The following is a 26841-nucleotide window of genomic DNA, read 5'->3' as shown; positions in this document are numbered from 1 at the left end:
GCATTCCGTACAGCGATACATGAATTCTGAGTAATCAAGCTGCGGTTCGAAATACTCACTATCCAGAGTTTCAAAATGCCGATTATGAGTTAATGCATTCGGAAAATGGAAGCCGTGCCCCCAATGTTCGATCTCAGCCACACTAGTGGGAAGTTCTTTGCAATTACACATAAGCCTGATCTTAAATTCAATCGCGCAACAGTAGCCTCACAAAACATGTGGTGGTATACCGAGTGCGGTAAAACTGCGAATTTATTAAATTAACACTAAGATAGCGATTTGTCAGGTTAACTAAAAGGGAAGCAAGGATTGCGCTATCCCGCACTTATTCATAGCCGAAGTTTCCTTGAGTCCAATCATCCCCGCATTACCAGTAAACTGTGACTTTCGAGGCTCCTGCCATCGAACCTTTCTCCCTCATGTTCAGACTGAGTAAGCGAGAAAAGATACAGGAAATCGTCTCCTGACGTAGTCTCTAACCTGATTATTGTGACGGACATAAACACTGTACATACCGTTACACAGCAACGCTCATCATCGAAGATAACCCTGGTATATAATCCAAAAATACAGGGATCGATTTACCGTGAAGATAAAAATTCACAAATTTCAAACAATAAATATCATGTAGTCTTACTTTATAATGAAAATCAAAAATACTCTCTGCCTACATATCCTGATGGCTACCCTCGCCATCCTGTTTCTTAGCGTTCCCCCGCTGGTGACGAGCTTTGATCCGGCGCTAACATTCCAGCCACTGATTAACACCATGGAAGGAACGCCAAAAGAACAAAGGGAAAAAATAGCCACCATTTCCCATGCCTTACAGGGAAATGCGATTTTCTTTCTCGGTGCTTCTGAAGTGTCGACATCTGAAGACGAACATTACGCAGTATATAATTACTTTAATAACCAGTTACATCGTCCGGTAGTGGCCTATGGCGATAGTTATGTCGATAGCGTCACGCATTTTTTACTGCTCTCGCGTTTTAAAAACGAGCTTAACGCTAACAGTAAAGTTGTTTTGCTTCTGGCACCCGATAGCTTTTATTCAGACGGCATTCCGCCGTCAATTTTTGCCAACAATTTCCCAGCATCTATTTTTAATCCGCTGATGAAGGATGACCAAACGCGTCCTTTTATGGTCAATTACTTACAACATATCGATAAAGAAGATATCAGCCATTTAACTTTCGGCCAAATGAAAGTCTATGGCTGGCACCCACAAATTATTTGGCAGGAAGTGAGTTATCAATTTGCTAATTTCTGTGAGCTGATAAAAAACTACTGGCTGGCGATGCTACGTATTGTCCCGCAACCCACGCAACCGTGGCCTCACACGTCAACGACCAATGTTGCGCCTGACTGGGATCGCGAACTGACTCAGGCTCATGAGTTGAATAAGTCGCGTCAGCAAAGCGTCGCCACGTTGTGGATGGATAAGACTGTTTTTGCCGACGATCAAACACCGGAAGAGTGGGACAATGCGCCGATTGTTCCTGCGCAAATGGAGGCATTACGGGCGACGATTAAATTGCTTAAAGCGCGCAACGCCCAGTTTGTCGTCATTGTCGATCCGATTAATCCGTGGGCGATTAATAACTCCCAGAAATTCCAGCCAGTCGATGGCCAGATCAGGTCGATGCTGGAGGAAAATAAAGTTCCTTATTTTGATATGTATGCGCAGCCTTATCAGAACGGTTGGAATTGGGATCGCCTGCACCCAACCGAGCCAGCATGGGTCGCGATGGATAAATTTATTGCTGAGAGTTTTAAATGATGAAAACTGCCATTCGTCTTTTTTTCCTTTATCTCTTTCTGGCGGTAACCATCGTTGCATGGACCTCTGTTGATGAAAGCATGAGTTTAAAAGTGCATTTTGAATATCAAAAATTCTGAAGGATGAATGATGTACAGCTCCGGAATGTTTTTTTTCCTTCTGTTTTCATCAGCATTATTGTTTGCGCTGATTAATCGCGTATTCAGTTATCGGCTGACGTATTTATCCGCCTTTTCCGTATTGGCGGTATTGGGCTGGGGATATATTTTCCAGGGGGATTACGTTGTTCCTGTGGCGGTTTTCCTGAGTTTTTATATTATCGTCACCTTAAAAGAGAAAGGCTGGTTAAAAACCTGGCAGGCGGTCAGCCTGACGTTGCTTCCGCTGTTTTTGGTGAAATTACACCTCAATAACCATTGGGGCATGATCGGTCTGTCTTTTATGACCTTCCGCGCGATTGACGTTCTACTTTATCGCAGCAAAAAAGATGGTCAGAATTTCCTGCATTACTTCTGCTACCTTTTTATGCCTTTTATTATTCTGGCTGGCCCGATGTATCGCTGGCGGACATGGCTTGTTGACATTAATAAACCGGTTTTCACGATGACCCGTGAGCAGTTTTTAGTGGCCATAGAGCAAATTCTTACCGGTATTATTCAGAAGTTCTTATTCGCCATGTTGATCAATAATCTGGTCATTGAGTCGTGGAGCCATCGTCCGTTTACGCTAAGCGTTGGTGTGGTGATGTCGCTGGCCTACAGCGCCTATCTGTATTTTGATTTTGCCGGTTACAGCAATATGGCTATTGGCGCGGGGCGCTTATTTGGCCTGAATATCCCGGCGAACTTCAATATGCCCATTTTGGCTAAAAACCCGCAAGATTTCTGGCGGCGTTTCCACATCAGCCTGTCTGAATGGCTGAGAGACGTGGTCTTTATGCCGATTTATATGAATCTGATGAAGCTCGATTTTTTCCGACAGAACAAAACGCTGGCGCAAAATATTGGCATCTTCTGCACCCTGTTTTGTATGGGGGCATGGAACGGACTCGAACGACACTATGTCATCAGCGGCGCGCTGTTCGGCGCCATTTCCGTTGCTCACAACATGTTGCAGTGGTCTGCTAAACGCAGTCCGGCTTTGAACAATTGTCTACATCATCCGGTTATTGCGTTCATCGGTCGAATTCTGACGCTGGCAAGCGCCGCAGCCTCCCTCTACATCTTTAGCGGAATGTCTCCTCTATGAACCTTCATTCAGAGCTTCAGGAACTGCAAGATTTCCTTCGTGCGGCATTACTTCAACCCGCTAACCCAAATCAGTTGGCGATTAGCGGTAGCGATGACGCGATGACCTGGCAACAGCTATCCGTTGCCGTTACAGACTGGTCGCATCGCTATCAGCAATGCCAGCGGCCCGCAGGTTCACCCGTCGTATTATATGGGCATCAGCAGGCGGAGTTTGCCGTGGCGATCTATAGCTGCCTGCTGCATAACATTCCGTATATCCCGGTGGACTGCATCTATCCGCAGGAGCGGCTTAAGGAGATTTGCCACCTGGCGAACGCCCCTTACTACTACGATGTCGCGACCCGGCAGTTCATTGCTACCGGTGAGGCTGGTCAGGCACTGGTCGAGCAGAATCTCGCCTATATCATGTTCACCTCCGGCAGCACCGGAAAACCCAAGGGTGTGCAGATCGGGCGTGAAAGCCTGTGGCATTTCATGAAGTGGGTGCGTGAGGATTTCTCGCTGCCAGACGCGCCAGTGCTGATGAACCATGCGGTGTTCAGTTTCGATCTCTCCCTGATCCCGCTGCTGGCGAATCTTGCCACTGGGGGGCACATCGTTCTGAATGCGAAAGAGGATATTGCGGCAGAAAACTGGCTCGATCGCCTAAAAGACAATGGCGTTTCTGTCTGGGTTTCAACGCCATCTTTTGCCTATCAGAAACTGCTCTCTCCTCAGTTCAACAGTGAATATTTACCTGAACTCAACGTCTTCGTGTTCATCGGTGAAGTGCTAAACAAAGCGCTGGTCAAACAGTTACGCCGCCGCTTCCCGCACGCCAAAATTCTCAACTCCTATGGCCCAACGGAAGCGACTATCGCCACCACCGTCATCGAAATCACCGATGACATCCTGCATAGCGAAAACGATCTGCTGCCGGTTGGCGCGATGATGCCGGATTCCAGAATGGAAATTACCGCTGAGGGTGAGCTGATTATTTGGGGCAAAAATGTGATGCGCGGCTACCTTGGGCTCGCGCAGGAGAACGCTGAGAAATTGTTGCATCGGGAAAGTGAAGCGTTCCGAGGCTACAGAACCGGCGACCTGGGCTATGAGAACGGGCTCCTTTACTGTCAGGGCCGCAATGACAGCCAGATCAAACTCAATGGCTACCGCATTGAAATCAACGAGATTGAAAATCGCCTGCTGGCGATATCCGACATCAGCGAAGCGGTTGTCCTGCCGCTGATGAAATCGGGCGGTGGCGTGCTGCGTATTGCGGCATTCTGCGTGACGAGCTTAGCACCCGAAGTGATTAAAACCTCGCTCTCTAAGGTGATTCCGCCTTACATGGTGCCTTCCCAAATCATTATCAAAGATGCGTTGCCGCTGAATCCTAACGGCAAAATTGATCGTAAACTGCTGGATACCCATGCCCGCACGATTTAATTATCCCAGGAAAAATTATGGAACAAGAAATACTCGCGCTGTTTGAAAAGATCTTATCCCGTAAAGTGGGCTTTAACGATGAGCTGATTGAGTCCGATATTCTCGACTCGATTCTGGCGGTCGATCTGGTGCTGGAGGTGCAGGACGTTTACGGCTGCGTGATCCCACCAACCGAAGTCGCTACCGTTCTGAAGACCCCTGCGGATCTGGCTCGTTACATTGAAGAGAACCGTGGCTAATCCCTAAACAGCGACGGTTTTACACTATTTAAAGACCCTGGATAGGTTTATTCAGGGTCTTTTTTTGTGGATGCTGAGATGTTTACACTAGCGCTGGGTCAGTGTCCAAATTCACGATGCCACTACAATAGTGTTATTTAGCCAAGAGTTCTCTTCGGACGATTTCTGCGCCAGCACTTAGCGCATTGAGCTTGCCTGTGGCTACCCGACGAGGTAAAGGAGCCATGCCACAGTTGGTTGAAGGATAGAGCTTGTCTGCATCGACAAACTGAAGCGCTTTTCGCAGAGTATCGGCTACTTCCTCTGGTGTCTCAATGGCATTGGTTGCCACGTCAATGGCCCCGACCATCACTTTTTTACCGCGAATTAGTTCAAGCAGGTCCATGGGAACATGCGAATTATGGCATTCCAGTGAGATGATATCGATATTGGATGTTTGCAGTCTTGGAAACGCTTCTTCATATTGGCGCCACTCTGATCCCAGCGTCTTTTTCCAATCTGTATTGGCTTTGATGCCATATCCGTAGCAGATATGTACCGCTGTTTCACATTTCAGCCCTTCAATCGCTCTTTCTAACGCGGCGATACCCCAATCATTCACTTCATCAAAAAAGACATTAAATGCGGGTTCATCAAACTGAATAATATCCACACCAGCAGCCTCGAGTTCTCTGGCTTCTTGGTTGAGAATTTTTGCGAATTCCCAGGCCAGTTTTTCGCGGCTTTTATAGTGGTTATCATAGAGTGTATCGATCATCGTCATCGGCCCTGGCAGAGCCCATTTAATCGGTTTCTTCGTGAGTTGACGTAAGAATTTGGCATCTTCAACAAAAACCGGTTTTTGACGCGTCACCGCACCGACAACGGTTGGTACGCTTGCGTCATAGCGATTACGAATTTTAACGACTTCACGTTTCTCAAAATCCACGCCGCTAAGGTGCTCAATAAACGTCGTGACAAAGTGTTGGCGCGTTTGTTCGCCATCGCTAACAATATCAATACCTGCACGCAGTTGATCAAACAGCGACAAACTCAGGGCATCTTTTTTCCCGTCAATTAACTCTTCGTTTTGTAATTTCCAGGGGGACCACAGTTTCTCAGGCTCTGCGAGCCAGGACGGTTTGGGCAAACTGCCAGCAGTTGAAGTAGGTAGCAATGTTTTCATAACAGGTGACCTTATATTTTTGGTGAATCAACGCGCGTAGTGAGCAGACCATTGTTCAAGAATATTCTTGTAGGGTTTGATGAAGTGCTCTTCAGTAAACTTTCCTTGCTCAATAGCCAACTGACTGCGTTCTACCCGATCATAAACAATTTTTGTTAATGAATGATCCTGGTTATTCAGGTTGGGTTGATAGTATTGCCCTGCTGCCGAGTTAGCATTGTAAATCTCAGGTCGATAAATCTTTTGGAAAGTCTCCATCGTGCTGATAGTACTAATAAGCTCAAGATTCGTGTAATCGTTCAGCAAATCACCAGAAAAATAAAAAGCCAAAGGTGCAACACTATTTGCAGGCATAAAGTAGCGAGCCTGTAACCCCATCCTTTCGAAGTAATGATCGGTCAAGGAAGGTTCATTTTGCTGATATTCGATGCCTAATACAGGATGCTGATTCCCCGTCCGATGATAGGTGTTTTTACTTGAAACACTTAGGCATATAACCGGTTGTTTATTAAAGTTATCTTTGTAAAATTTTGAATTCGTAAAACATTTAAATAATTTTCCATGCAAATCGCCAAAATTATCTGGCGTGCTAAATCCGGGATGACTCTTATTATGCTCTGGCAGTAATACGCTAAAATCATAATCTCGGACGTAAGAGGAAAAGTTATTCCCTACGATGCCTTCAATGCGTTCATTGGTTTTTTTATCAACAATATTCGTTTTCAATATTTCAATTGCAGGGAAGGTATCGCCATTGCCTTCAATATCAATCTCAACGGAAATGATCTCAAGTTCGACAGAGTAACGGTTAGCTTTAGGGTTATCCCAATACGCCAATGTATTGAAGCGATTATCCATCATCACTAACGTGTTGCGTAAGTTCTCCTGGCGACTCTTCCCTCTGGCTAAATTAGCAAAGTTGGTCGTGATACGCGTGTTTTCGGAGGGGTTATAATTCTCATCGAAGCAGCTGCTCTTAATCGTAAATGTAAAATCTTTATTCATCGCGGTCTTTGCATCCTAAATTTTGATATGAAAACTGAATTAATTTGTTGATTTTAATGATCTTGTTTGTTTATCACTCAGCAGTCTTCATGTTGTCAATACGTTAATATTGCATATTTTATGCCAGAGTCATTGGATGAGTGAAAGAGAGTTAATTTCATCAAAGATGAATTATATTCATGATCAGGTGTGTGGTCAGGAAACCTGGGAACCGCTCATGACCCGCTTGCATGGCATCATACGAGCCGATGAGTGTTCCTTGTCTTGCCAGTTCCGCACGAATTTTCCTCGTATGCACCGCAGCGTCAACACCATAAGCTTGCACGTCCAGACGAGCAGAAAACCCTCAAGCACGGTGAGATTCTTTTCTGAGTTCACCGATTTCTCAGCATCATAGATCAGTCCCATTAGCGTGATAGAACTGATAGCAAACTGTCCGTAATGACGGCAGGAAGTATCCCTGACATCAAGTATTTACTCTCGTGATAGTTGCATTTAGCTGGAATTAAAGTGTGCGGCAGACCAAGATACTTGGCGGATAATGATTGTTAATGCACTAACATTATAAAAGGGATGCAACCGTGCTGAAAAAGCTGGTAACAGGGCAACTAAGTTTGCCGATGACGTTCTGGGGATGGGGTTTTTGCGGCGGTTTTTTTCTTGGTCTCATTGGGATGGCAGGTGTGCAGACAGGCCACGCAGCAATGGTGCCGCTAGCTTACCTGCTTAAAACAATTCTGTTCAGCGCTGTACTTTCCGGCATTACGTTTATCCTTCGTAGAAAAATCACAGTGCTTGGCGTCCTTGCATTTTTTATCGTCTTGATTCAGGTGATTATGGGCATTGTGATGGTTATAGGGCTTTCTTCATTGTGGTTTGAATAATCGAGGTAAGAAGGAAAAAAAGGCCACACCGTATGGAATCTCTACGTGGAGAGGGAGAGTTATCACACCGGGTCATTACCTGACGTACTAATCTGTGTAAAATCAGAGCTAATCCTATTCCATTGAGCGTTCTGCTATGGCTGGCGTAAACAAAACTCATCTGACCGAAACGGACATCATCAGCAAATTTATCCTTCCTGCGGTTAAGAATGCAGGCTGGGATGATTTGGTTCAGATTCGTCAGGAAGTGAAACTGCGTGATGGCAAGATTGTGGTTCGTGGAAAACTGGCCTCACGTATCAAAGTTAAATCTGCCGATATCGTGTTGTATCATAAACATAACTTGCCGCTGGCAGTTATCGAAGCCAAAGCTAACAAGCACGCCATCAGCAAAGGGATGCAGCAGGGGTTAGACTACGCTAACCTGCTCGACGTTCCCTTTGTATTTGCCTCCAACGGTGACGGATTTATCTTCCACGATAAAACCAATCCGCAGCAGCTCGAATCTGAAATTGCTCTCAGTGATTTCCCAACGCCTGAACAGCTCTGGCAAAAATACTGTATCTGGAAAGGGTTCACTCAGGAGCAGTTGCCCGTTATCAGTCAAGACTATTACGACGACGGCAGCGGGAAATCTCCCCGTTATTATCAGGTGCAGGCGATTAATCGAACGGTGGATTCCGTATCGGCAGGTAAGAACCGTATTCTGCTGGTCATGGCGACTGGCACGGGCAAAACCTATACGGCGTTCCAGATAATCTGGCGGCTGTGGAAAGCCAAAAACAAAAAACGAATCCTGTTCCTCGCGGACCGCAATATTCTGGTTGATCAGACTAAAAACAACGATTTCCAGCCTTTTGGCCCAGCCATGGCCAAAGTCACCGGACGCACCATTGATCCGGCCTATGAAGTGCATTTGGCACTGTATCAGGCGATTACTGGGCCGGAAGAACATCAAAAAGCCTATAAGCAGGTGGCACCGGATTTCTTTGATCTGATTGTGATTGACGAATGCCACCGTGGCAGCGCGTCTGAAGATTCAGCCTGGCGGGAGATTCTGGAGTATTTCGGCAATGCCACGCAGGTTGGTCTGACAGCCACGCCAAAGGAAACCGAAGAGGTCTCCAATATCGATTACTTCGGTGAACCGGTTTACACCTATTCGCTGAAAGAGGGCATTGAGGACGGTTTCCTCGCGCCTTACAAAGTGGTACGCGTTGATATCGACGTGGATGTGCAGGGTTGGCGGCCAATAAAAGGTCAACTGGATAAATACGGTAAAGAAATTGAAGACCGCATCTACAACCTGAAAGATTTTGACCGCACGCTAGTCATTGATGAACGCACGATGCTGGTGGCGCAGACCATCACCGATTACCTGAAACGTACTAACCCGATGGATAAAACCATCGTTTTCTGTAACGACATCGATCACGCCGATCGAATGCGTCATGCGCTGGTGGTACTTAACCCTGAACAGGTGCTTAAGAACGAAAAATACGTGATGAAAATCACTGGCGACGATGATATCGGCAAGGCGCAACTGGATAACTTTATTAATCCTAAAAAAGCCTACCCCGTTATTGCGACAACCTCAGAGTTGATGACCACCGGCGTCGATGCGCAGACTTGCAAGCTGGTCGTGCTGGATCAAAACATCCAGTCCATGACCAAATTTAAACAGATCATCGGGCGCGGCACGCGAATCAACGAAAAGTACGGCAAGCTGTGGTTTACCATTCTCGACTTCAAAAAAGCGACAGAGCTGTTTGCCGATCCACGCTTTGATGGTTTGCCAGAAAAAGTGCTGGTGGTAAAACCCTGCGACATTTCTGATCAAGATTCTGATTTCAATGAAAAGCTGGATGAGGAAGATGACGGCGATAATATCGCCAATGAAGCGCAAGAAGACGCCGCTGACTATCAGATTAATCATGATAAGCATTGGGGAAACGGTGAATTCCATGACGATGACGAAGTCCGCAAATTCTATGTGAACGGTGTAGATGTAAAAGTGTTGGCTAAGCGCGTTCAGTATTACGATTCTGATGGCAAACTGGTGACAGAATCCTTTCAGGATTACACCCGTAAAACGATGCTCAAAGATGGTGAGTACGCTTCACTGGATAGCTTTATACGCAAATGGCAGGATGCACCACGCAAACAGGTCATTATAGAAGAACTGGAGCAATTGGGGATTCTGTGGGATGTGCTGGCGGAAGAGGTGGGTAAAGATCTTGACCCGTTTGATTTACTCTGTCATGTGGTGTACGGTCAGCCGCCGTTAACGCGTCAGGAGCGTGCGGCGAATGTGCGTAAGCGTAACTATTTTACGAAATATGCAGAACCGGCGCAGCAGGTGCTCAACACGCTGCTGGATAAATACGCCGATGAAGGCGTGCAGGAAATCGAGGATGTCCAGGTACTCAAGCTGAAACCGTTTGATGCGCTGGGTCGTCCGATAGAGATCATTAAAACCCGCTTTGGTGACAAGAAGGCTTATGAGAAAGCCGTCAACGAACTGGAAAACGAAATCTACCAGTTACCGCCGCGCTCAGCCTGATAACCTATAAATACATTGCCACTGGCCGCGTCTGCGACCGGTGGCATCCTTTTTTAAGTATGGAAAGAAAACATGTCGATTAGCTCAGTCATTAAATCCCTTCAGGACACTATGCGTAAAGACGCCGGGGTGGACGGCGATGCCCAGCGTTTGGGGCAGCTTTCATGGCTGCTGTTTCTGAAGATTTTTGATACTCAGGAAGAAGAGTTGGAACTGGAGCAGGATGACTACCAGTTTCCGATCCCACAGCGCTATTTATGGCGTAGTTGGGCGGCGAACAGCGAGGGCATCACGGGTGATGCGTTGCTGGAATTTGTGAATGATGATCTGTTCCCGATCCTGAAAAACCTCACTGCGCCGATTGATAAGAACCCGCGTGGCTTTGTGGTCAAACAAGCATTCAGCGATGCCTACAACTACATGAAAAACGGTACGCTGCTGCGTCAGGTGATCAACAAGCTAAACGAAATCGACTTTAGCAGCAGTCAGGAACGCCATCTGTTTGGCGATATCTACGAGCAGATCCTGCGCGACCTGCAAAGCGCGGGCAATGCAGGTGAATTTTATACTCCACGTGCGGTAACGCGTTTTATGGTCAACCGCATTGACCCAAAACTGGGTGAGTCAATTATGGACCCGGCGTGTGGTACTGGCGGCTTCCTCGCCTGCGCGTTCGACCATGTGAAAGACAATTACGTTATTACCACCGAAGACCACAAAACGCTGCAAAAGCAGATCTATGGCGTAGAGAAAAAGCAGCTTCCACACTTGCTGTGTACTACCAATATGCTGCTGCACGGCATTGAAGTGCCGGTGCAGATCCGCCACGACAACACGCTTAACAAGCCGCTCTCTTCGTGGGATGAACAGGTTGATGTGATTGTGACCAACCCACCGTTTGGCGGCACCGAAGAGGACGGCATCGAGAAAAACTTCCCGGCAGAAATGCAGACCCGTGAAACCGCCGATCTGTTCCTGCAACTGATTATCGAAGTGCTTGCCGATAAAGGCCGGGCTGCGGTGGTATTACCGGATGGCACGCTGTTTGGCGAAGGTGTGAAAACCAAAATCAAAAAACTGCTCACCGAAGAGTGCAATCTGCACACCATCGTGCGTCTGCCAAAGGGCGTCTTTAATCCCTATACCAGTATCAAAACCAATATTCTGTTCTTCACCAAAGGTCAGCCGACTAAACAGGTGTGGTTCTACGAACATCCGTACCCAGACGGCGTGAAGAACTACAGCAAAACCAAACCGATGAAGTTTGAAGAATTCCAGACCGAGATCGACTGGTGGGGCAACGAAGCTGACGGTTTTGCCAGTCGTGAAGAAAACAAGCAGGCGTGGAAAGTCAGCATCGACGACATCATCGCCCGCAACTTCAATCTTGATATCAAGAACCCGTATCAAGGTGAAACCATCAGCCATGACCCGGATGAATTGCTGGCGCAGTACCAGACGCAGCAGGCGGAAATCAGCGAACTGCGTAACCAGTTACGCGACATCCTCGGCGCTGCGCTAGCGGGCAACAAGGGGGCGAACTAATGACCGTTGAGAAGCCGATCACCGATCATATCGCTATCTGGTCTTCTGCGCTGCAAACCCGTTCTACTGCGGGGCGTGGTAGTAATGGCAAAATCGACCTCTATGGCATTAAGAAACTGCGTGAGCTGATTCTGGAGCTGGCGGTGCGCGGCAAACTGGTGCCGCAGGACCCGAATGATAAACCCGCGTCTGAGCTGCTAAAACGTATTGCTGCCGAGAAAGCCGAGCTGGTCAAGCAGGGAAAAATTAAAAAACAGAAGCTGCTGCCGGAAATTAGTGAGGATGAGAAGCCGTTTGAGCTGCCGGAGGTATGGGAATGGGTAAGGTTGAGTGATATCAGTGAGTACATACAACGAGGAAAAGGCCCGAAGTACGCTGAACATGGTTCTGTAAAAGTTGTGTCTCAGAAATGTGTGCAATGGAGCGGTTTTAAATTAGAACAATCTCGTTGGATAACGGATGAATCTATTCATTCATATACTAAAGATCGATTTTTGAAAGATGGGGATGTCCTTTGGAACTCAACTGGTGCTGGTGGCACTGCTGGTAGGGTTATTTATCTTCCTGTAGTTAAAGAAAAACTTGTTGTCGATAGCCATGTTACGTTAATTCGAACCGTTAGAGATAACGGAAAGTTTATTAGTAACTATATATCTACTTATGGGATACAGCAGCGTTTTGATCCAAAACATTCGAATACATTATTATCTGGTACAACAAATCAGGCGGAATTAAATTCTTCTGTTGTTAATTCTTTCTTAGTTCCATTCCCTCCGCAAAGGGAACAGGAAAGGATAAACGACAAAGCAGCAGAGCTTATGTCCCTCTGCGACCAACTGGAACAGCAATCTCTAACCAGTCTGGATGCACATCAGCAGCTGGTGGAAACCCTGCTGGCAACGCTGGTCGATAGTCAACATGCCGAAGAACTCGCCGAAAACTGGGCGCGAATCAGCCAGCATTTCGACACGCTATTTACCACCGAAGCGAGTATCGATGCGATTAAGCAAACCATTCTGCAACTGGCGGTGATGGGATTGTTGATCGAAAGTGCTGAGTTTAGCCAGAGAAGTCATTTAAAGAAATATCTGTCGTTTGGACCTAAAAATGGTCTATCTCCTAGTGAAGTAAAATATGAAACTGATGTAAAAGTCTTAAAGTTAGGTGCGACCTCGTATGGTTATTTGAAGCTGCAAGAAACTAAGTATGTTGATATTGATGTAAAAGATAAATCATATTTATTCCTTAAGAAAAATGATATTTTAATTCAGCGGGGTAATTCATCTAATTTTGTAGGTTGTAGCTTGTTAATTGAAGAGGATTTTGATGATTTAATCTATCCAGATTTAATGATGAAAATTAGAACAAAAGATGAGTTATTACCTGAATATGCCGTGTTGTGGTTATCCTCTCCTTTTGCCAGGGATTTCATGTGGTCAAAAATGACTGGAACGTCAGGAACAATGCCTAAAATAAGCAAGAAAGTAGTTGAGGAAATACCTATAGCTGTCCCTCCTTTCGCTGTTCAGAATCAACTGGTGATTAAAATCAAAGAGCTCTTCTTGCTTTGTGGCTCTCTGACATCCCGCCTACAATCCGTCCAGAAAACCCAGCTCCATCTGGCGGATGCCCTCACCGACGCAGCATTAAACTAAGGAACAGACGATGCCGGTTCATCATGCTATCTGGCGAGTAGGGGAAAACCCTCAGCCGCTGACCATCAGCAAACTCGGCAGCGAACAACTGCTGGAGAAGATGATTCTAAACGATCCCACCATCCTCTCTGACCAGTGGATGATTATCGGGCATCAGGAACCGACGCTCGATAAAGGGCGTATCGACCTGTTGGCTATTGCGCCGGATGCATCGCTGATCCTGATTGAACTTAAACGAGACCGTACGCCGCGTGAAGTCGTTGCTCAGGCGCTGGATTACGCCTCCTGGGTGGATGATTTAACCGCCGATCGTCTGTCGCAGATTTATGAAAAATTCTCCGGTGGCGGTAATCTGGGAGACGCGTTCAAGCAACGCTTCAATACTGAACTGGAAGAAGAGTCACTCAACCAGTCGCACCAAATCATCATTGTGGCAGCGGAGCTGGATCCGTCTACCGAACGTATCGTGGACTATCTGAGCAAAAACGGTATCTCAATTAATGTGCTGTTCTTTAAGGTATTCCAGCACGGCGACGAGCAGTTCTTAAGCCGCACCTGGCTTATCGACCCGAGCGAGACACAAACCAATGCCGCACAGGCCACCGCCGTAGCAAACGCAAACGCGAAGGAACCGTGGAACGGGGAGTTTTATGTCTCGTTTGGCGATCCGCAAAGCCGTGTCTGGGAAGAGGCGCAACACTACAACTTTATCAGTGCGGGCGGCGGAAGCTGGTACAGCCAGACGTTAAAACAGCTACAACCGGGCAACCGTGTGTGGGTAAAAATCCCGGCGAAAGGCTACGTTGGCGTTGGTATTGTGCAGAGCGCCGTTGAACCTGCCAGCAGCTTCACTATCAACACCGAAGAGGGGGAAAAGCTGGCAATGGATGTGCTGAAGCACAGCGATCTCTATCGCTTGAACGCGGATGATCCCGAAAAGTCTGAGTATTTTGTTTCCGTAAAATGGCTGGAAACCCGCAGTGAACAAGAGGCGGTTAACGAAGTGGGGTTCTTCGGTAATCAAAATACGGTCTGCAAGCCTACAACCCAGAAATGGCGACACACTGTCGAGAAATTAAAGCGTTATTTCGGAAATTGGAACGCGGAATTGTAATGCTCAGGTGATGATTTTTCCCAACAGACAAGAAATGAGTATCTCAGAAGACGTCTAAAAGCGAATGGTTCGGTTTATTGGGATACTTACACGTATATGTCGGTAGAGTCTGGTTGACTGAAAATAGCGAATTTATAGCTAACTCACTGAATTTAAGGAATAAAAAAAGACGTCGGTTGACGTCTATTTACTTCGAAATGGTACGCCCTACAGGGCTCGAACCTGTGACCTACGGCTTAGAAGGCCGTTGCTCTATCCAACTGAGCTAAGGGCGCATTGCGCAAAGAAGTGGCTGCTGCTTGTCGCAACAGTGGGCTGGATTATACCCACACGTCCCAGTGAGTCAACGGGTTGGCGCTGGATTTACGCTATACGGTGAATCCCTGTACAACTTTGGTGGATGTTGCTTTTTCTGGTGTGGTTTTTTTGCACAATTGCGAGCGTCGTCCACATGAATTAGACATTGTAATGATAGTTTCAGTCTTATCTGCTGGACGCGTTCAGTAATTCTTTTCAAGTTATGAACAGGCATATTCTGCACCCTGCGCTATTGGTACACTATGCCCGCATTCGTTGGGCTTTGGATGAGTGTGGGCTGCTTTCACTCGCGAGGCTTGTTGCTCGGCTATTTGTGAATCCGCTATTTTGTCGAACTTTGGAACCTTTTGATTTATGAACATTCTTTCATCCGCATTCTTGCGCGTTTGTCTGCTGGCGATGTTGATGCTGCCTGTTGGATATGCATCGGCGGCGAGTGCGGATTCTGATCCACAGCCCGCGCAGACCGATGCGCCAGTAAAAATTAATGTTGATGCTGAGTTGATCAAGCTGCAAAAGCAGTTAGATAGCATCAAGCAGCAGGTTTCAGGCACAAATAACGACAGCAAATTTGGTGCGTTGAATGACACAACGCAGGAATTGGCGAATAACGCCAACGAGCTTTCTAATGCGGTTGCACCGCAGCGTGCTCAAATTCAGGCTCAATTGGATGTATTAGGGCCCGCGCCAGAATCCGGTTCCAGTATTAGTGAAACCAGTGAAGTGACGCGCAAGCGCAACAGCCTGAATGCGCAAAAAGCAAAAATGGACGCGCAGATTGAGCAGATTCAGGCTTTACGTACCAGTGCGGCTAATCTGTCTGCGCAGATTGTTACGCTGCGTCGTAGTGCGCTGAAAACGCAACTGGCCTTGAATTCCGGCAGCATTCTGGGCGGGCGTTTCTGGGCTCCTGTTGTAGCACCGCAGGCCGAGGATGTACGTCGTCTGAGTGCCTTTCAGGATCAATTAAGTGATGCCTTTACGGCAGCCTGGGAGCCAGATTGGCGTTACGGCTCTGCTTTCCTGATTCTGATTGCAATGGCTATGAGTTCGGCAGGGCGTCGGTATCTGGAGAAATATCTGGCCTGGGCGGGAATTCACTGGCTACCGGAAGGGCGGCTGCGGCGGAGCTTTTTAGCCACGGCGTCAGTTATCTCAACCGTGGTAACGATCGGTATTGCAGTGAATTTGATCGACTTTACTTTCACGCGTCATGGCGAGGCGACAGAACGCGTAGTGTCCTTCCTTGATGCGCTAGTGAGGCAGGCAATTTTTTGTTCAATGATCGCTGGGTTGGGGCGAGCATTTCTTTCGAATCAGCGCCCTTCATGGCGTTTGCCCGCGATTGCTAATCCTGTAGCAAAAGCCATGAAGCCGTTTCCTGTGGTTGCTGCTGGAATTATTCTGATCTTCGGTTTTATTGAACAAGTGACGGCGACGGTGGGGACATCGGTCGCGGCAACCATTATGGTGAATGGCTTATCTGCACTGTTCTTAGCGTTTACAGCGGGGACGATCACGCTGAAAAGCGATCAGATTCGTCGGCAGATGGTGCATTCAGGGGAACAGCCGGAAGCGCGCTCGACGTTATCTGGCGTTATTCATCTTGCGGTATTGGCGACGGCGTTCTCTATTCTGGTGTCGCTGGTTATCGGTTATATCTCTCTAGGCCGCTTCCTTGCGTTCGAGCTGGTGTGGATTGGCATGGTGTTCTCCTGCCTGTATTTATTCTCAACATTTATTACCGATATCTGCGAAAGTCTTTTTTCTCCCAACAATGCCAGCGGCAAGCGAATGAAAAATTCGCTCAATTTGGACGATCGGCATCTGGCTCAGGCCACATTGCTTCTGTCGGCTGGTGGTAAAGTCTTTTTGATTTTGATGGCAGCCGTCGCCTTACTTAATGGCACGTTTGGCACTACTACTCCTCTGGAGTTGGTGCAAAAAGCTGTTGAAATCTGGGGAGGGAAAGGGCTGGAAACCTTGAGCATCGTGCCTGCCCATCTGGTCAATGCCGTACTCTTTCTGGTGGTAGGGGTTTATGTCTTACGCTCCTCAAAACGCTGGCTGGAAGATGAGTTTCTTCCTAAGACGACGCTAGAGCGAGGAATCCGTGCGTCGCTGGTGACGCTATTCAGCAATATCGGTTATATCCTGATTATTCTGCTGACGTTGGCGACATTGGGGATTGAATGGAACAAGCTGGCGTGGATTGTCAGTGCGTTGTCGGTGGGTATCGGTTTTGGCTTACAGGAGATAGTGAAGAACTTTATCTCTGGCCTGATTTTGTTGACGGAACGCCCGGTGAAAGTCGGGGACTCGGTCAGTATCAGCGGGGTCGAAGGAGATATCCGTCGGATTAACGTGCGTGCGACGGAAATTCAACTGGGTGACCGCTCGACGGTAATCGTGCCGAACTCTCAATTCATTTCACAGAATGTGCGCAATATTACGATGGGGAATCCGTTTGGGGTTGCCACGCTGGCACTAACGTTCCCGCTGGATATCGATCCTGAAGAAGTTCGGACACTTTTGCTGGATGCTTACATCAACCACGATGCGATTCTGGAGTCACCTGCACCGTCAGTGAAATTCAGTCAGTTGAACCCGACTGGCATGGTGTTGAGCGTTACGGGCTATGTCAGCAGCCCGAGAATGGTATCGGAAGCGAAGAGCGACCTGTTGTTTGAGATCATCAAACGGCTACGGGCATCAAACATTCCACTGGCCGTACCGCAGAAGATGGTGCTGGAAAATTCAGGGCTTGCTCTGCCTGACAGCATTTCGGGCGAGGATAAATAATTTACTCAGCCATCCGTTATCCGATATTGAACGGATAACGGATGGACATCGAAGCCGTGCTCACAGGGTGTGAATCGCGGCTATTTTCCCTGCTGGTTAATCATATCGAGATAGATTTCACGTAGCCGCTGAGTAATCTGGCCGGGCTTGCCGTCGCCGATCGTTTTTCCATCCAGCATCACGACGGGGAGGACGATCATGGTGGCTGAACTGACAAAAATCTCTTTGGCGTGATACGCCTCTTCCGGCGTAAAACAGCGCTCTTCCAGCGTAATACCGTCCTTTTCTGCCAGCTTGAGCAGCGACTGACGGGTAATACCGTGCAGAATATCGTTGCTGAGTGGGCGGGTCACAACCGTATTGTCATGCAGGACGATGTAGCAGTTGCAGGAACTGCCTTCGGTAATGAAGCCATCTTGGACAAAGAAGGCGTCGTCTGCCTTATTCGCATGGGCATACTCTTTCGCCAGACTCGCGGCGAGCAGGCTGACGGTTTTAATATCCCGACGATGCCAGCGGATATCCTCGGTGGTGACAACGTGTAGCCCTGTTGTTGCTTTCGGGTTACCGACCAGCGAACGCGCCTGAGTGAATAAAACTAGCGTGGATTTAACGTCAGCAGAAGGGAAATAGAAATCACGATCGCCGGCATTACCACGGCTAAGCTGTAAATAGATCGCGCCTTCTTTCAGATCGTTTTTGTTGATCAGCTCATTGTGGATATCTTTGAGCGCCTCTGCGGTGACGGGCAACGTAAGCGATAACTCGCGGCAGGAGCGTTGCAGGCGAGTAATATGATCGGGGAAATCAACCAGCTTGCCATCGATTACCGCCGTCACTTCATAGACGGCGTCGGCAAACAAGAAACCACGATCAAATACAGAAATTTTTGCTTCATTCTCTTCTAAATACTGTCCATCAACGTAAACAAGACGTTGCATCACAACACTCCTTAATAGTTGCTCAATGCAGGTTAACGCGCGTTATCCCCACAATAATGCGTCGGGCGGTAATATTTCGCTACCGTTATAGTGCAGTCCGTTAGTGCGATCGCGCTGCAAGAGCAGTGGGCCATCCAAATCGACGACGTCGGCACCTTGAGCCACGACAAATGCGGGTGCCATCGAAAGCGATGTGCTCACCATGCAGCCGACCATAATTTTTAAACCTTGCGCTTGCGCGTATTGTCGTAAACGCAGGGCTTCAGTCAGTCCACCCGTTTTATCCAGCTTGATGTTGATCATGTCATAGCGCGCCACTAGGGCGGTCAGTGACTGACTGTCATGACAGGACTCATCGGCACAGACGGGAATCGGGCGGGGCAGATCTGCCAGCACATCATCTTTCCCCGCAGGGAAAGGTTGCTCGATCATCGTTACGCCAAGCGCGGCGAGTTCAGGAACCAGAGTTAGATAGCGCTCGGTATCCCATCCTTCATTAGCGTCCACAATCAGGCGGGCCAATGGTGCGCCTTTGCGAACGGCGGCAACTCTGGCCAGATCGTCTGCGTCTGCTAGCTTTAATTTGAGAAGAGGGCGATTGGCATTGTGTATCGCAGCGTGGTGCATGCGGTCTGGTGTATCGAGCGATAGCGTATAGGCCGTCTCCAACGCTGTTGGCGAAGGAAGATTCAGACGCTGCCAAATGCGTTGCTGATGCTGCTTGCACTCCAGATCCCAGAATGCGCAATCGATCGCATTACGCGCCGCGCCTGCTGGCAAAATGGTTTGTAGCGCCTCCCGATCCAGACCGTTACGGATATCGCTGTGCAGTGAGGCAATCTGTTCCATTACTCTGTCGAGTGATTCACCGTAACGTGAATAAGGAACGCATTCGCCATAGCCCGTCACGTTACCGGACTGGAGCGCAACGAAAACGACATCCGCCTGACGTTTGCTGCCGCGTGAAATGGTAAATGCTCCCTCTATTGGCCAACTTTCGGTGAAATATCGCATCTCGATCATAAGTTTGCTCTTGAATAAACCATCTCGAATTAACCCTATTGTGCCCCAGCACCGTAAGTGCCTCATTTGACAGGGCCGATCTGATGCTAAAGTGTAATGCTTCTTCCTGCGCGTATTCTTCATTTTTCGCGATGTGAGTAAGAAATAAATGAGGTGTAATTCCTGGCTGAGAAAATTTATGAGCGGGTATCGACAGAGCGAATTATCTGAGATAGCTTGGAACGACTCACCATACTTCAGATCGCATGTACCCTGGTGGTCAACGAAACTGCCTGTCTGCGATTTGAATGATGTTGAGTAGAGTGCTTTTTACAGGCACTGCGTCGCTCGGACGGTCCGGGCGCTCACGTTAATTTGAGGATGTTATGGCTGATTCTACTTCTCCGCGCCGTTTTACGCGCATCGATCGTCTTCCCCCGTATGTATTTAATATCACTGCTGAATTAAAAATGGCTGCGCGTCGTCGCGGCGAAGATATTATTGATTTCAGCATGGGTAACCCTGACGGCCCGACGCCTCCTCATATCGTGGAAAAGCTCTGTACAGTTGCACAGCGTGAAGATACCCATGGTTACTCGACCTCCCGAGGGATCCCACGCTTACGCCGTGCGATCTCCCGCTGGTACGCCGATCGCTATGAGGTTGATATCGATCCGGAAAGTGAAGCGATCGTCACGATTGGTTCCAAAGAAGGGCTGGCGCATCTGATGCTGGCGACGTTGGACCATGGTGATACGGTGCTGGTGCCGAACCCCAGTTATCCGATTCACATTTATGGCGCGGTGATTGCCGGGGCGCAGGTGCGTTCCGTGCCGCTAGTGGAAGGCGTCGACTTCTTCAATGAATTAGAGCGCGCTATCCGCGAGAGTATTCCGAAGCCGAAAATGATGATTCTCGGTTTCCCGTCAAACCCGACGGCGCAGTGCGTCGAACTGGATTTCTTTGAGCGCGTCGTTGAGTTGGCTAAACAGTACGGCGTGTTGGTCATCCATGATTTGGCCTATGCCGATATTGTGTATGACGGCTGGAAGGCACCGTCGATTATGCAGGTTCCCGGCGCAAAGGACATCGCGGTGGAATTCTTCACGCTGTCGAAAAGCTATAACATGGCGGGTTGGCGCATTGGCTTTATGGTCGGAAATCCAGAGCTGGTAAACGCGCTGGCGCGAATTAAGAGCTACCACGATTACGGCACGTTTACGCCGTTGCAGGTTGCTGCGATTGCTGCGTTGGAAGGCGATCAGCAATGTGTGCGGGATATTGCCGAGCAATATCGCCAGCGCCGTAACGTTTTGGTACGTGGTCTGCATGAAGCGGATTGGATGGTTGATGAACCGAAAGCCTCAATGTACGTCTGGGCGAAAATCCCTGACGCCTATGCGCATCTGGGGTCGCTGGAGTTCGCCAAGCGGTTGCTGTCTGAAGCGAAGGTTTGCGTCTCGCCCGGTATTGGGTTTGGGGATTATGGCGACACCCATGTTCGGTTTGCCTTAATCGAAAATCAGGATCGTATTCGGCAGGCGGTGCGCGGCATTAAAACGATGTTCCGCGCTGACGGTATCTTACCGACCACGAAACCCTTAGCAGGAAAGGGCCCTGCTGCCTGATATCCTCGGCTCCCAGTCGCCTGACTGGGAGCAACATAAACATGCCGTGACAGCGGCTTATCATTTGCTAGAATGCCTACCGTTAATCTCAATCAGGATGAGTTTGTCATGTCGTTATCTCTGTCTAAATTTTCTGCGTTAACGCTGCTTTGCGTCACGCTGGCCGGGTGCCAACAAACAGGAACGTCTGCCCACAAAGGAACGGTGGCAGGTCAGTCTTCTGCGGTAACGGTCTCTTCTAACGATCAACTGAACCAGCTGTCGTCGCTGGTTGCGGCTACCCGATATCTCAAATCGAAGTGTAACCGTAGCGATCTCCCCGATGATGCGACGATTGCCAATGTTGCGTTGACTGTGGCGAAGCAAAGAGGCTGGAATGTTGCGAACTATCAGGCTTTACCGCAGCGCAGCGAAAGCCTGTATCAAGGGTTATTAAAAGACAGCACGCCAAAAGAGGCGCAGTGTTCGGAATTTAACCGTACGCTGACGCCGTTTATTGATGCTATGCGCAGCCACGGCTAAGGCGTCGCGCTTCCACTTTCGTTGTCGGCGGAACGTTCATTCTCGTTGAATTTTCCGCCCGGCCAATCCTCCAGTGCTTCCAGAATAAACACCTCGCCCTCTACGCTGAAAATGGTCATATCCTGCTGGATTTGTTCTATGGTTAGCCCTTCCATCGGCGAGTCGCCTTCACGGAATTGCAGGCCGTTGAGCGTGATGCTGCGCTTGGCTTCGTCCGACGTATAAACATGTGCGCTGTAGGTCAATGGTGGAATCTCGCCATTGCTGACGGGAGGTAACGACAGCGTGGTCTTTTTCTCAAGGGATGCAGCAGGCGCATCGACATGAGCCTCTCCTTGGTGAGGCGTAGCCGTGAGTGCTGTCTGCGCTTGTCCCTCAGCCGCAGGTAAGGTGGCGGCTTGAACGGCCAACGTGGTCGTCGGAGACTCGGTGGGGCTACCCCAGCGCTGGTGGCTGAACCAGCCTAGCGCGATAAAAAGCAAAGCATAAACAACCATCAGATAACCGGGCATCGGATATCTGGCAAGTAGCGCTGGCTGTGAGTGTGTCGGTGCGTCCGGTGCGTTATCCACGCGCTAATCCTTAATTATTTATCCCCGTCATACTTCAAGCTGCATGTGTGTTGGCAATACTCGGCTCATCTATGAGCCTCACCCTGAAGGGCCGCCGCTTACGGCGTTCAAATCGGCTATGCCGATTTGTCCTCGCTCACCCCAGTCACTTACTGATGTAAGCTCCTGGGGATTCACTGCGTCGCCGCCTTCCTGCAACTCGAATTATTTAGGGGGTACTTAGGTCGTGTAGCATCACATCATAAACGAAAGTCGGGTGAGTAGGATGGTGCTACATGCCTTATTTTGCAAAAAATAGGAAGCGGCAGAAAACTGAATCTCTCGGTTATGTGACAGTTCCTCCAATTTGATTAAAAACTATTGTAATCATAATAATCACGGATGGAATCTTGATGCGGGTCGCAAAAAAAATGTGCGAATTTGCTTTAATGAAACCACGTTTTACCATTGTAGGTATAACGTTTCTTTTTGGTGATTTGGTAGTCAATAAACGAGGGGCGAATCATAAGAATTTAATTAAGCATCTTGAGTGTTAAATCGGTAGCATTATTATGTGGTTTTTACTACAGGTATTACGCTACTTTTTTATCTATAAGGGATGTGTCAATCTGCCGCTAAATTACGAATAAAAGCAATTTTAAAGAATGCGATTAATATCGCAGGATTTTGTGCGGATTTATTTTTCTATTTTAATAATTAAAAAATACTGAGGGATAAAATGTTTAGAACGGTTATTGGGACTGGTCGCTTACGCACCTGTGCGGTAGCTATTGCCCTTTCAGGGATAATACTTTCTGGGTGTGACAATAGTCAGCAGCCAGTGGCAGAAACGGCGCCGCCAGATTTGCAGGTGAAAACCACCCCGTTTGGTTGGGCTGCACAATATCAGAACACGGATGGTAAGTTTTACGCAACGACGGGAGGTGAGGGCGCACATGAAAATAGCATTTATATCGTCACCAATCGTCAGGAATTGAAAGACGCGTTAAATAATATCCGCAGCGCACGTTATATCGCAGGCGATTCCGATGCGGAGTTACAGGCAAAATTAGAACCTAAGATTATCTATTGGCAAGGTACTGTCCGTGGTGATGATTTAGGGAATGGACGTAATGCGAATGCGGAGGATTATAAAACCAAACCGAATAAAACTACGTTCGATTTCGATTTATATGTCAAAGCCTTCGATCAGAATTATATGGCGCAGCTGAAAGCCACGGCAGATGCGGGTGGAGCTGATGCGGCAGCAGCCAGTGCAGAGCTTAGCCTGTTGAAAAAACAGAATGGTCAGCGTTCACAGTATGCTAACAATCAGAAAGCGCAGATTCAATTTCAGGTTCCGCCGAATACCACGATTTTAGGTGTAGGTAGCGACGCCAAACTGGTGGAAGGCTATTTATCCCTCAATACGTTAAGCCACACGTTCGGCAAAACGGATAACAGCAACATCATTATCCGCAATATTACGTTTCAGGCACCGCGTGACTTTGCCCCAGCTTGGGATGCGGGCGACGGTGAGAAAGGCAACTGGAATGCGCGTTATGATTCTGTATCAATTAATGCCAGCAAAAATGTCTGGGTCGACCACTGCACCTTTACGGATGGTGAATATCCTGATCATTTAGAGCCGGTGCTGTTCGGTAAACATATCCAACGCCACGATGGCCTGCTGGATATAGAAGATGGTGCTGATTACCTGACGATTTCCTACAACATTTTTGCTCAGCATGACAAAACAGTATTAATCGGCTCTGGTGACGGCGATAAAGGGGAATATCGGATCACCTTTGAAGGCAATTTATGGGACAACAGCGTGCAGCGTTCACCGCGTGTGCGTTTTGGTCAGGTGCATTTGCTGAATAACTATCATCGTGGCGCAACGGATACAAACTATCCCATTCTGTATGCCATTGGGATGGGCTTCGATTCATCGATTCTTTCTGAGAGTAACGTTTTTAACTTCGAGGGCGGCAATGCAGACGAAAAACTGATTATTGGTGCTTATAAGGGAAGTAAGTTTAAAGACAACGGTTCCTGGTTCAATGGCAATCCGGCAAGCAATTTGAATCAAATCGCATTGGATAAGTGCAGCGCACTGCAAGAAACCGAGAAAGCCGCTGCGACAAGCTCTGGGAAAGCGGTGCCGGGATGGGCGCTGGAGACTTGCACCAATGAATTGGAATGGAGCCCGCCTTATGTGTATAGCGTTGGGAAATCCATCGCCGCCGTTGAGAAATATGTCCTGGAAAATGCTGGCTCTGGAAAGCTGGATATTTCTCTCCCCTAGTTATCGTCATTAATACATTATCGTCATTAACACATTATTTTTATTGAAATAGTTATCTGTAACCCCTCTGCCCAATACCAATCATTTTGCGGTAATGAATCTGCCGCCGAGTGAGAGATATCGGGAAAAATAATAGTAAAAATACAGGAAATACTATGACTTACTTTTTACCCCGTACTCGTCTTACGCTCTGTGCGACAGTCGTTCTGAGCAGCCTGATTGCCGGATGCAGCGATAGCGACTCAGCGCCGGATGTTGGTGTCGATCGTTCCGCCGCGCCGCAGAATCTTAAAGTGCCGACGCTCGCCTATGATGACAATAGCGTGGTACTTGCCTGGGAGAAACCGACTAAACCTGCCGCAGGCATTAAAGATTATCGTGTCTATATGAATGGAACCTTGTTGGGCGGAACCATTGATAACCAGAACACCCACTCGCCAGCGAAGCCTTATATCGATAACTTCTACAACGCGATTGATACCACCAACTGGCACGTCCGCGTCAGCTTCCATAATTTCAAGGTGGCTAACCTGTCGCCGGAAACAGAGTACCGTTTCACGGTGCGCGCGCTTTATGAAGACGGTAAAGAATCCGTTGATAGTGACGCGGTTGTGCAGAAAACAACGGCCACGCCAGCCTCATTGAACGTGACTAACTACGGTGCTAAAGGGGATGGGGTAGCAAACGATACGGTGGCGATTCAGAAGGCGATTGATGACTGTACGCCAGCCGCGTATCCGAAAGGCTGTAAAGTTGTAGTTGAAGGTGGGACGTTTAAAACTGGTGCGCTGTTCCTGCATAGCGATATGACGTTTGAAGTCGCGAAAGGCACTACGTTGCTGGGGTCAGCAAACGGTGACGATTACCCACTTGCCCGTGGCTACTATCTCTACCCGTACAGTGCACCTAAATTGCCTAAGCGCCCACCGTCGCTGATTAACGTACTGGAAGCGGACGATCAGGGTAGCAGCCATGCTGGCACCTTTAAAAATATTCGTATCGTCGGGCAGGGCACGATTGATGGTAATGGCTGGACGCGAGGCATTAAAGCCGGTGATGCAAACATTACTGAAATTGATGAATTAAATAATACCTTACCTCTCTATCGTGCGAGCAAAGCCACCAATGTCAGCAGTGACGGTATTCTGGCAAAAGACCAAACGGCAAAAGCCGTTGCTGAAGGAATATTACTGGATGAAGCGTACAAAAACCGCCGCTCCAGCCTGATGACGTTGCGCGGTGTAAGCAATATGTATCTGGAAGGGCTGACAATTCTGAACCCGGCATACCACGGCGTGATGGTGCTAGAATCTGAAAATGTGGCGATGAATGCGTTGGTTCACACGACATATGATGCAAACAACGCGGATGGCATTGAATTCGGAAACAGCCAGAACGTCATGGTATTTAATAACTTTTTTGATACGGGTGATGACAGCGTAAACTTTGCCGCGGGATACGGTGCCGAGGTGGCGACGCTGGGGCAAAAAGCACAGAGCGGTGCCTGGATCTTCAATAACTACTTCCGCCGTGGTCATGGTGCGGTGGTAACGGGTAGCCACACCGGTGCCTGGATTGAAAAAATCGTTGCTGAAGATAACGTAATGAATAAGACGGATGTTGGCTTACGCATGAAGAGCCGACCTTATTATGGTGGCGGCTCGCGTGACGTGGTATTCCGTAATAACGCGATGCGTGATATTGTCAACGAGCCGTTCGTGTTCACTATCAAATATAAAGCGGACGTGAACGATACCCAGCCAGCGGCAGAACCCGCGCAGTTCCGTGATGTGACCGTTTCTAACGTCACGGTTGATGGTTCACCGAAGAAAAACAGCATCATGGTCGACGGGATGACCGTGGCTGAAATGGCTGATGCGTATAAGTTCTCCTTTGAACGTGATGCTTATCACCAAGGCTTGCATTTTGAGAATGTAAAATTCAAAAATGTAAAAGCCACGGACATCACGTTCCTGAAGAGCAGTGAATTTAAAAATGTCATTTTTGAGAATGTACCGGGAGCCTGGAATTTCGGTCATATTGAAAATATCAGGCTCGAAGACCGTGTAAATAATGATGCCGCGCTGACGACCAGCGGTGATGAAACCATCACCCGGGAAGCCGCAACGGAATAAGGCATT

At 48.2% G+C, this 26841-nt stretch carries 19 protein-coding genes and 1 tRNA gene; 14 read left to right on the top strand and 6 right to left on the bottom strand.

Translation table 11 applies throughout. From position 1 onward, the window contains the following. The first annotated feature begins 643 nt into the window (after positions 1-643). From GZ59_RS15130 to GZ59_RS15115, 4 genes are all read left to right on the top strand, one after another. Positions 644-1780 carry a D-alanyl-lipoteichoic acid biosynthesis protein DltD gene (locus tag GZ59_RS15130; protein ID WP_011094653.1) on the top strand — a complete coding sequence of 379 codons (1137 nt, stop codon included), beginning with the start codon at positions 644-646 and terminating at the stop codon, positions 1778-1780. Between the two features lie 129 nt (positions 1781-1909). Next, positions 1910-3028, top strand: a complete 1119-nt coding sequence (locus tag GZ59_RS15125; RefSeq protein ID WP_011094652.1) for a membrane-bound O-acyltransferase family protein — start codon at positions 1910-1912, stop codon at positions 3026-3028. Further along, a complete protein-coding gene (locus GZ59_RS15120) occupies positions 3025-4458 on the top strand; it encodes an AMP-binding protein (RefSeq protein ID WP_011094651.1) in 1434 nt (477 codons plus the stop codon). Before GZ59_RS15125 ends, GZ59_RS15120 begins: the two co-directional genes overlap by 4 nt. 17 nt (positions 4459-4475) lie before the next feature. Continuing rightward, positions 4476-4697 (top strand): acyl carrier protein, encoded by a 222-nt coding sequence (locus GZ59_RS15115; protein ID WP_010300175.1) that lies wholly within the window; start codon positions 4476-4478, stop codon positions 4695-4697. 133 nt (positions 4698-4830) lie between these two features. Here GZ59_RS15115 and GZ59_RS15110 read toward each other — a convergent pair whose 3' ends face one another. After that, positions 4831-5862: a methionine synthase gene (locus GZ59_RS15110; protein ID WP_011094650.1), complete on the bottom strand. Its 1032-nt coding sequence runs from the start codon at positions 5860-5862 to the stop codon at positions 4831-4833. A gap of 27 nt (positions 5863-5889) precedes the next feature. Then, positions 5890-6867, bottom strand: a complete 978-nt coding sequence (locus GZ59_RS15105) for a DUF1852 domain-containing protein (protein WP_011094649.1) — start codon at positions 6865-6867, stop codon at positions 5890-5892. A 581-nt stretch (positions 6868-7448) separates the two neighbouring features. Between GZ59_RS15105 and GZ59_RS15100 the strand changes: the two genes are divergently transcribed. From GZ59_RS15100 to GZ59_RS15080, 5 genes are all read left to right on the top strand, one after another. Further along, complete coding sequence (locus tag GZ59_RS15100; protein WP_011094647.1) at positions 7449-7751, top strand: hypothetical protein; 303 nt, start codon at positions 7449-7451, stop codon at positions 7749-7751. A gap of 136 nt (positions 7752-7887) precedes the next feature. Beyond that, on the top strand, positions 7888-10314 hold the full coding sequence (gene hsdR / locus GZ59_RS15095) for an EcoAI/FtnUII family type I restriction enzme subunit R (protein WP_039292912.1): 2427 nt from the start codon (positions 7888-7890) through the stop codon (positions 10312-10314). Positions 10315-10386: 72 nt separating this feature from the next. Then, on the top strand, positions 10387-11859 hold the full coding sequence (locus GZ59_RS15090) for a type I restriction-modification system subunit M (protein ID WP_011094645.1): 1473 nt from the start codon (positions 10387-10389) through the stop codon (positions 11857-11859). Then, the gene (locus GZ59_RS15085) at positions 11859-13514 is read left to right on the top strand and encodes a restriction endonuclease subunit S (protein WP_011094644.1); all 1656 of its coding nucleotides are present in this window, start codon (positions 11859-11861) and stop codon (positions 13512-13514) included. Before GZ59_RS15090 ends, GZ59_RS15085 begins: the two co-directional genes overlap by 1 nt. A gap of 10 nt (positions 13515-13524) precedes the next feature. After that, positions 13525-14628 (top strand): PDDEXK family nuclease, encoded by a 1104-nt coding sequence (locus tag GZ59_RS15080; RefSeq protein WP_011094643.1) that lies wholly within the window; start codon positions 13525-13527, stop codon positions 14626-14628. Between the two features lie 198 nt (positions 14629-14826). On the opposite strand, the gene GZ59_RS15075 is transcribed toward GZ59_RS15080, so the two are convergent. After that, positions 14827-14903 (bottom strand) — tRNA-Arg (locus GZ59_RS15075). A 397-nt stretch (positions 14904-15300) separates the two neighbouring features. Here GZ59_RS15075 and GZ59_RS15070 point away from each other — a divergent pair. Beyond that, positions 15301-17748: a DUF3772 domain-containing protein gene (locus tag GZ59_RS15070; RefSeq protein WP_011094642.1), complete on the top strand. Its 2448-nt coding sequence runs from the start codon at positions 15301-15303 to the stop codon at positions 17746-17748. Positions 17749-17828: 80 nt separating this feature from the next. Here the strand turns inward: GZ59_RS15070 and GZ59_RS15065 are convergent, their stop codons facing one another. Then, positions 17829-18689 (bottom strand): D-amino-acid transaminase, encoded by an 861-nt coding sequence (locus GZ59_RS15065; protein ID WP_039292907.1) that lies wholly within the window; start codon positions 18687-18689, stop codon positions 17829-17831. Positions 18690-18731: 42 nt separating this feature from the next. Beyond that, a complete protein-coding gene (gene dgcA / locus GZ59_RS15060; protein ID WP_039292904.1) occupies positions 18732-19712 on the bottom strand; it encodes an N-acetyl-D-Glu racemase DgcA in 981 nt (326 codons plus the stop codon). A gap of 365 nt (positions 19713-20077) precedes the next feature. Between dgcA and alaC the strand changes: the two genes are divergently transcribed. Beyond that, positions 20078-21319: an alanine transaminase gene (alaC, locus tag GZ59_RS15055; RefSeq protein WP_039292901.1), complete on the top strand. Its 1242-nt coding sequence runs from the start codon at positions 20078-20080 to the stop codon at positions 21317-21319. A 108-nt stretch (positions 21320-21427) separates the two neighbouring features. Then, entirely contained in the window at positions 21428-21841 is a 414-nt protein-coding gene (gene gspS, locus GZ59_RS15050; RefSeq protein WP_011094638.1) for a type II secretion system pilot lipoprotein GspS, read from the top strand. Here gspS and gspB read toward each other — a convergent pair. Then, on the bottom strand, positions 21838-22413 hold the full coding sequence (gene gspB / locus GZ59_RS15045) for a type II secretion system assembly factor GspB (RefSeq protein ID WP_039292899.1): 576 nt from the start codon (positions 22411-22413) through the stop codon (positions 21838-21840). The two genes, gspS and gspB, sit on opposite strands and share 4 nt — an antisense overlap. A gap of 718 nt (positions 22414-23131) precedes the next feature. On the opposite strand from gspB, the gene GZ59_RS15040 reads away from it, so the two are divergent. Both GZ59_RS15040 and GZ59_RS15035 read left to right on the top strand, forming a co-directional pair. After that, positions 23132-24700: a pectate lyase family protein gene (locus GZ59_RS15040; protein WP_039292897.1), complete on the top strand. Its 1569-nt coding sequence runs from the start codon at positions 23132-23134 to the stop codon at positions 24698-24700. 155 nt (positions 24701-24855) lie between these two features. Continuing rightward, positions 24856-26835 carry a glycosyl hydrolase family 28 protein gene (locus GZ59_RS15035; protein ID WP_039292894.1) on the top strand — a complete coding sequence of 660 codons (1980 nt, stop codon included), beginning with the start codon at positions 24856-24858 and terminating at the stop codon, positions 26833-26835. The last annotated feature ends 6 nt before the right edge of the window (positions 26836-26841 follow it).

Source organism: Pectobacterium atrosepticum (assembly GCF_000740965.1).
Taxonomy (GTDB): Bacteria; Pseudomonadota; Gammaproteobacteria; order Enterobacterales; family Enterobacteriaceae; genus Pectobacterium; species Pectobacterium atrosepticum.
This window is presented reverse-complemented; position numbering and strand designations above follow the sequence as displayed.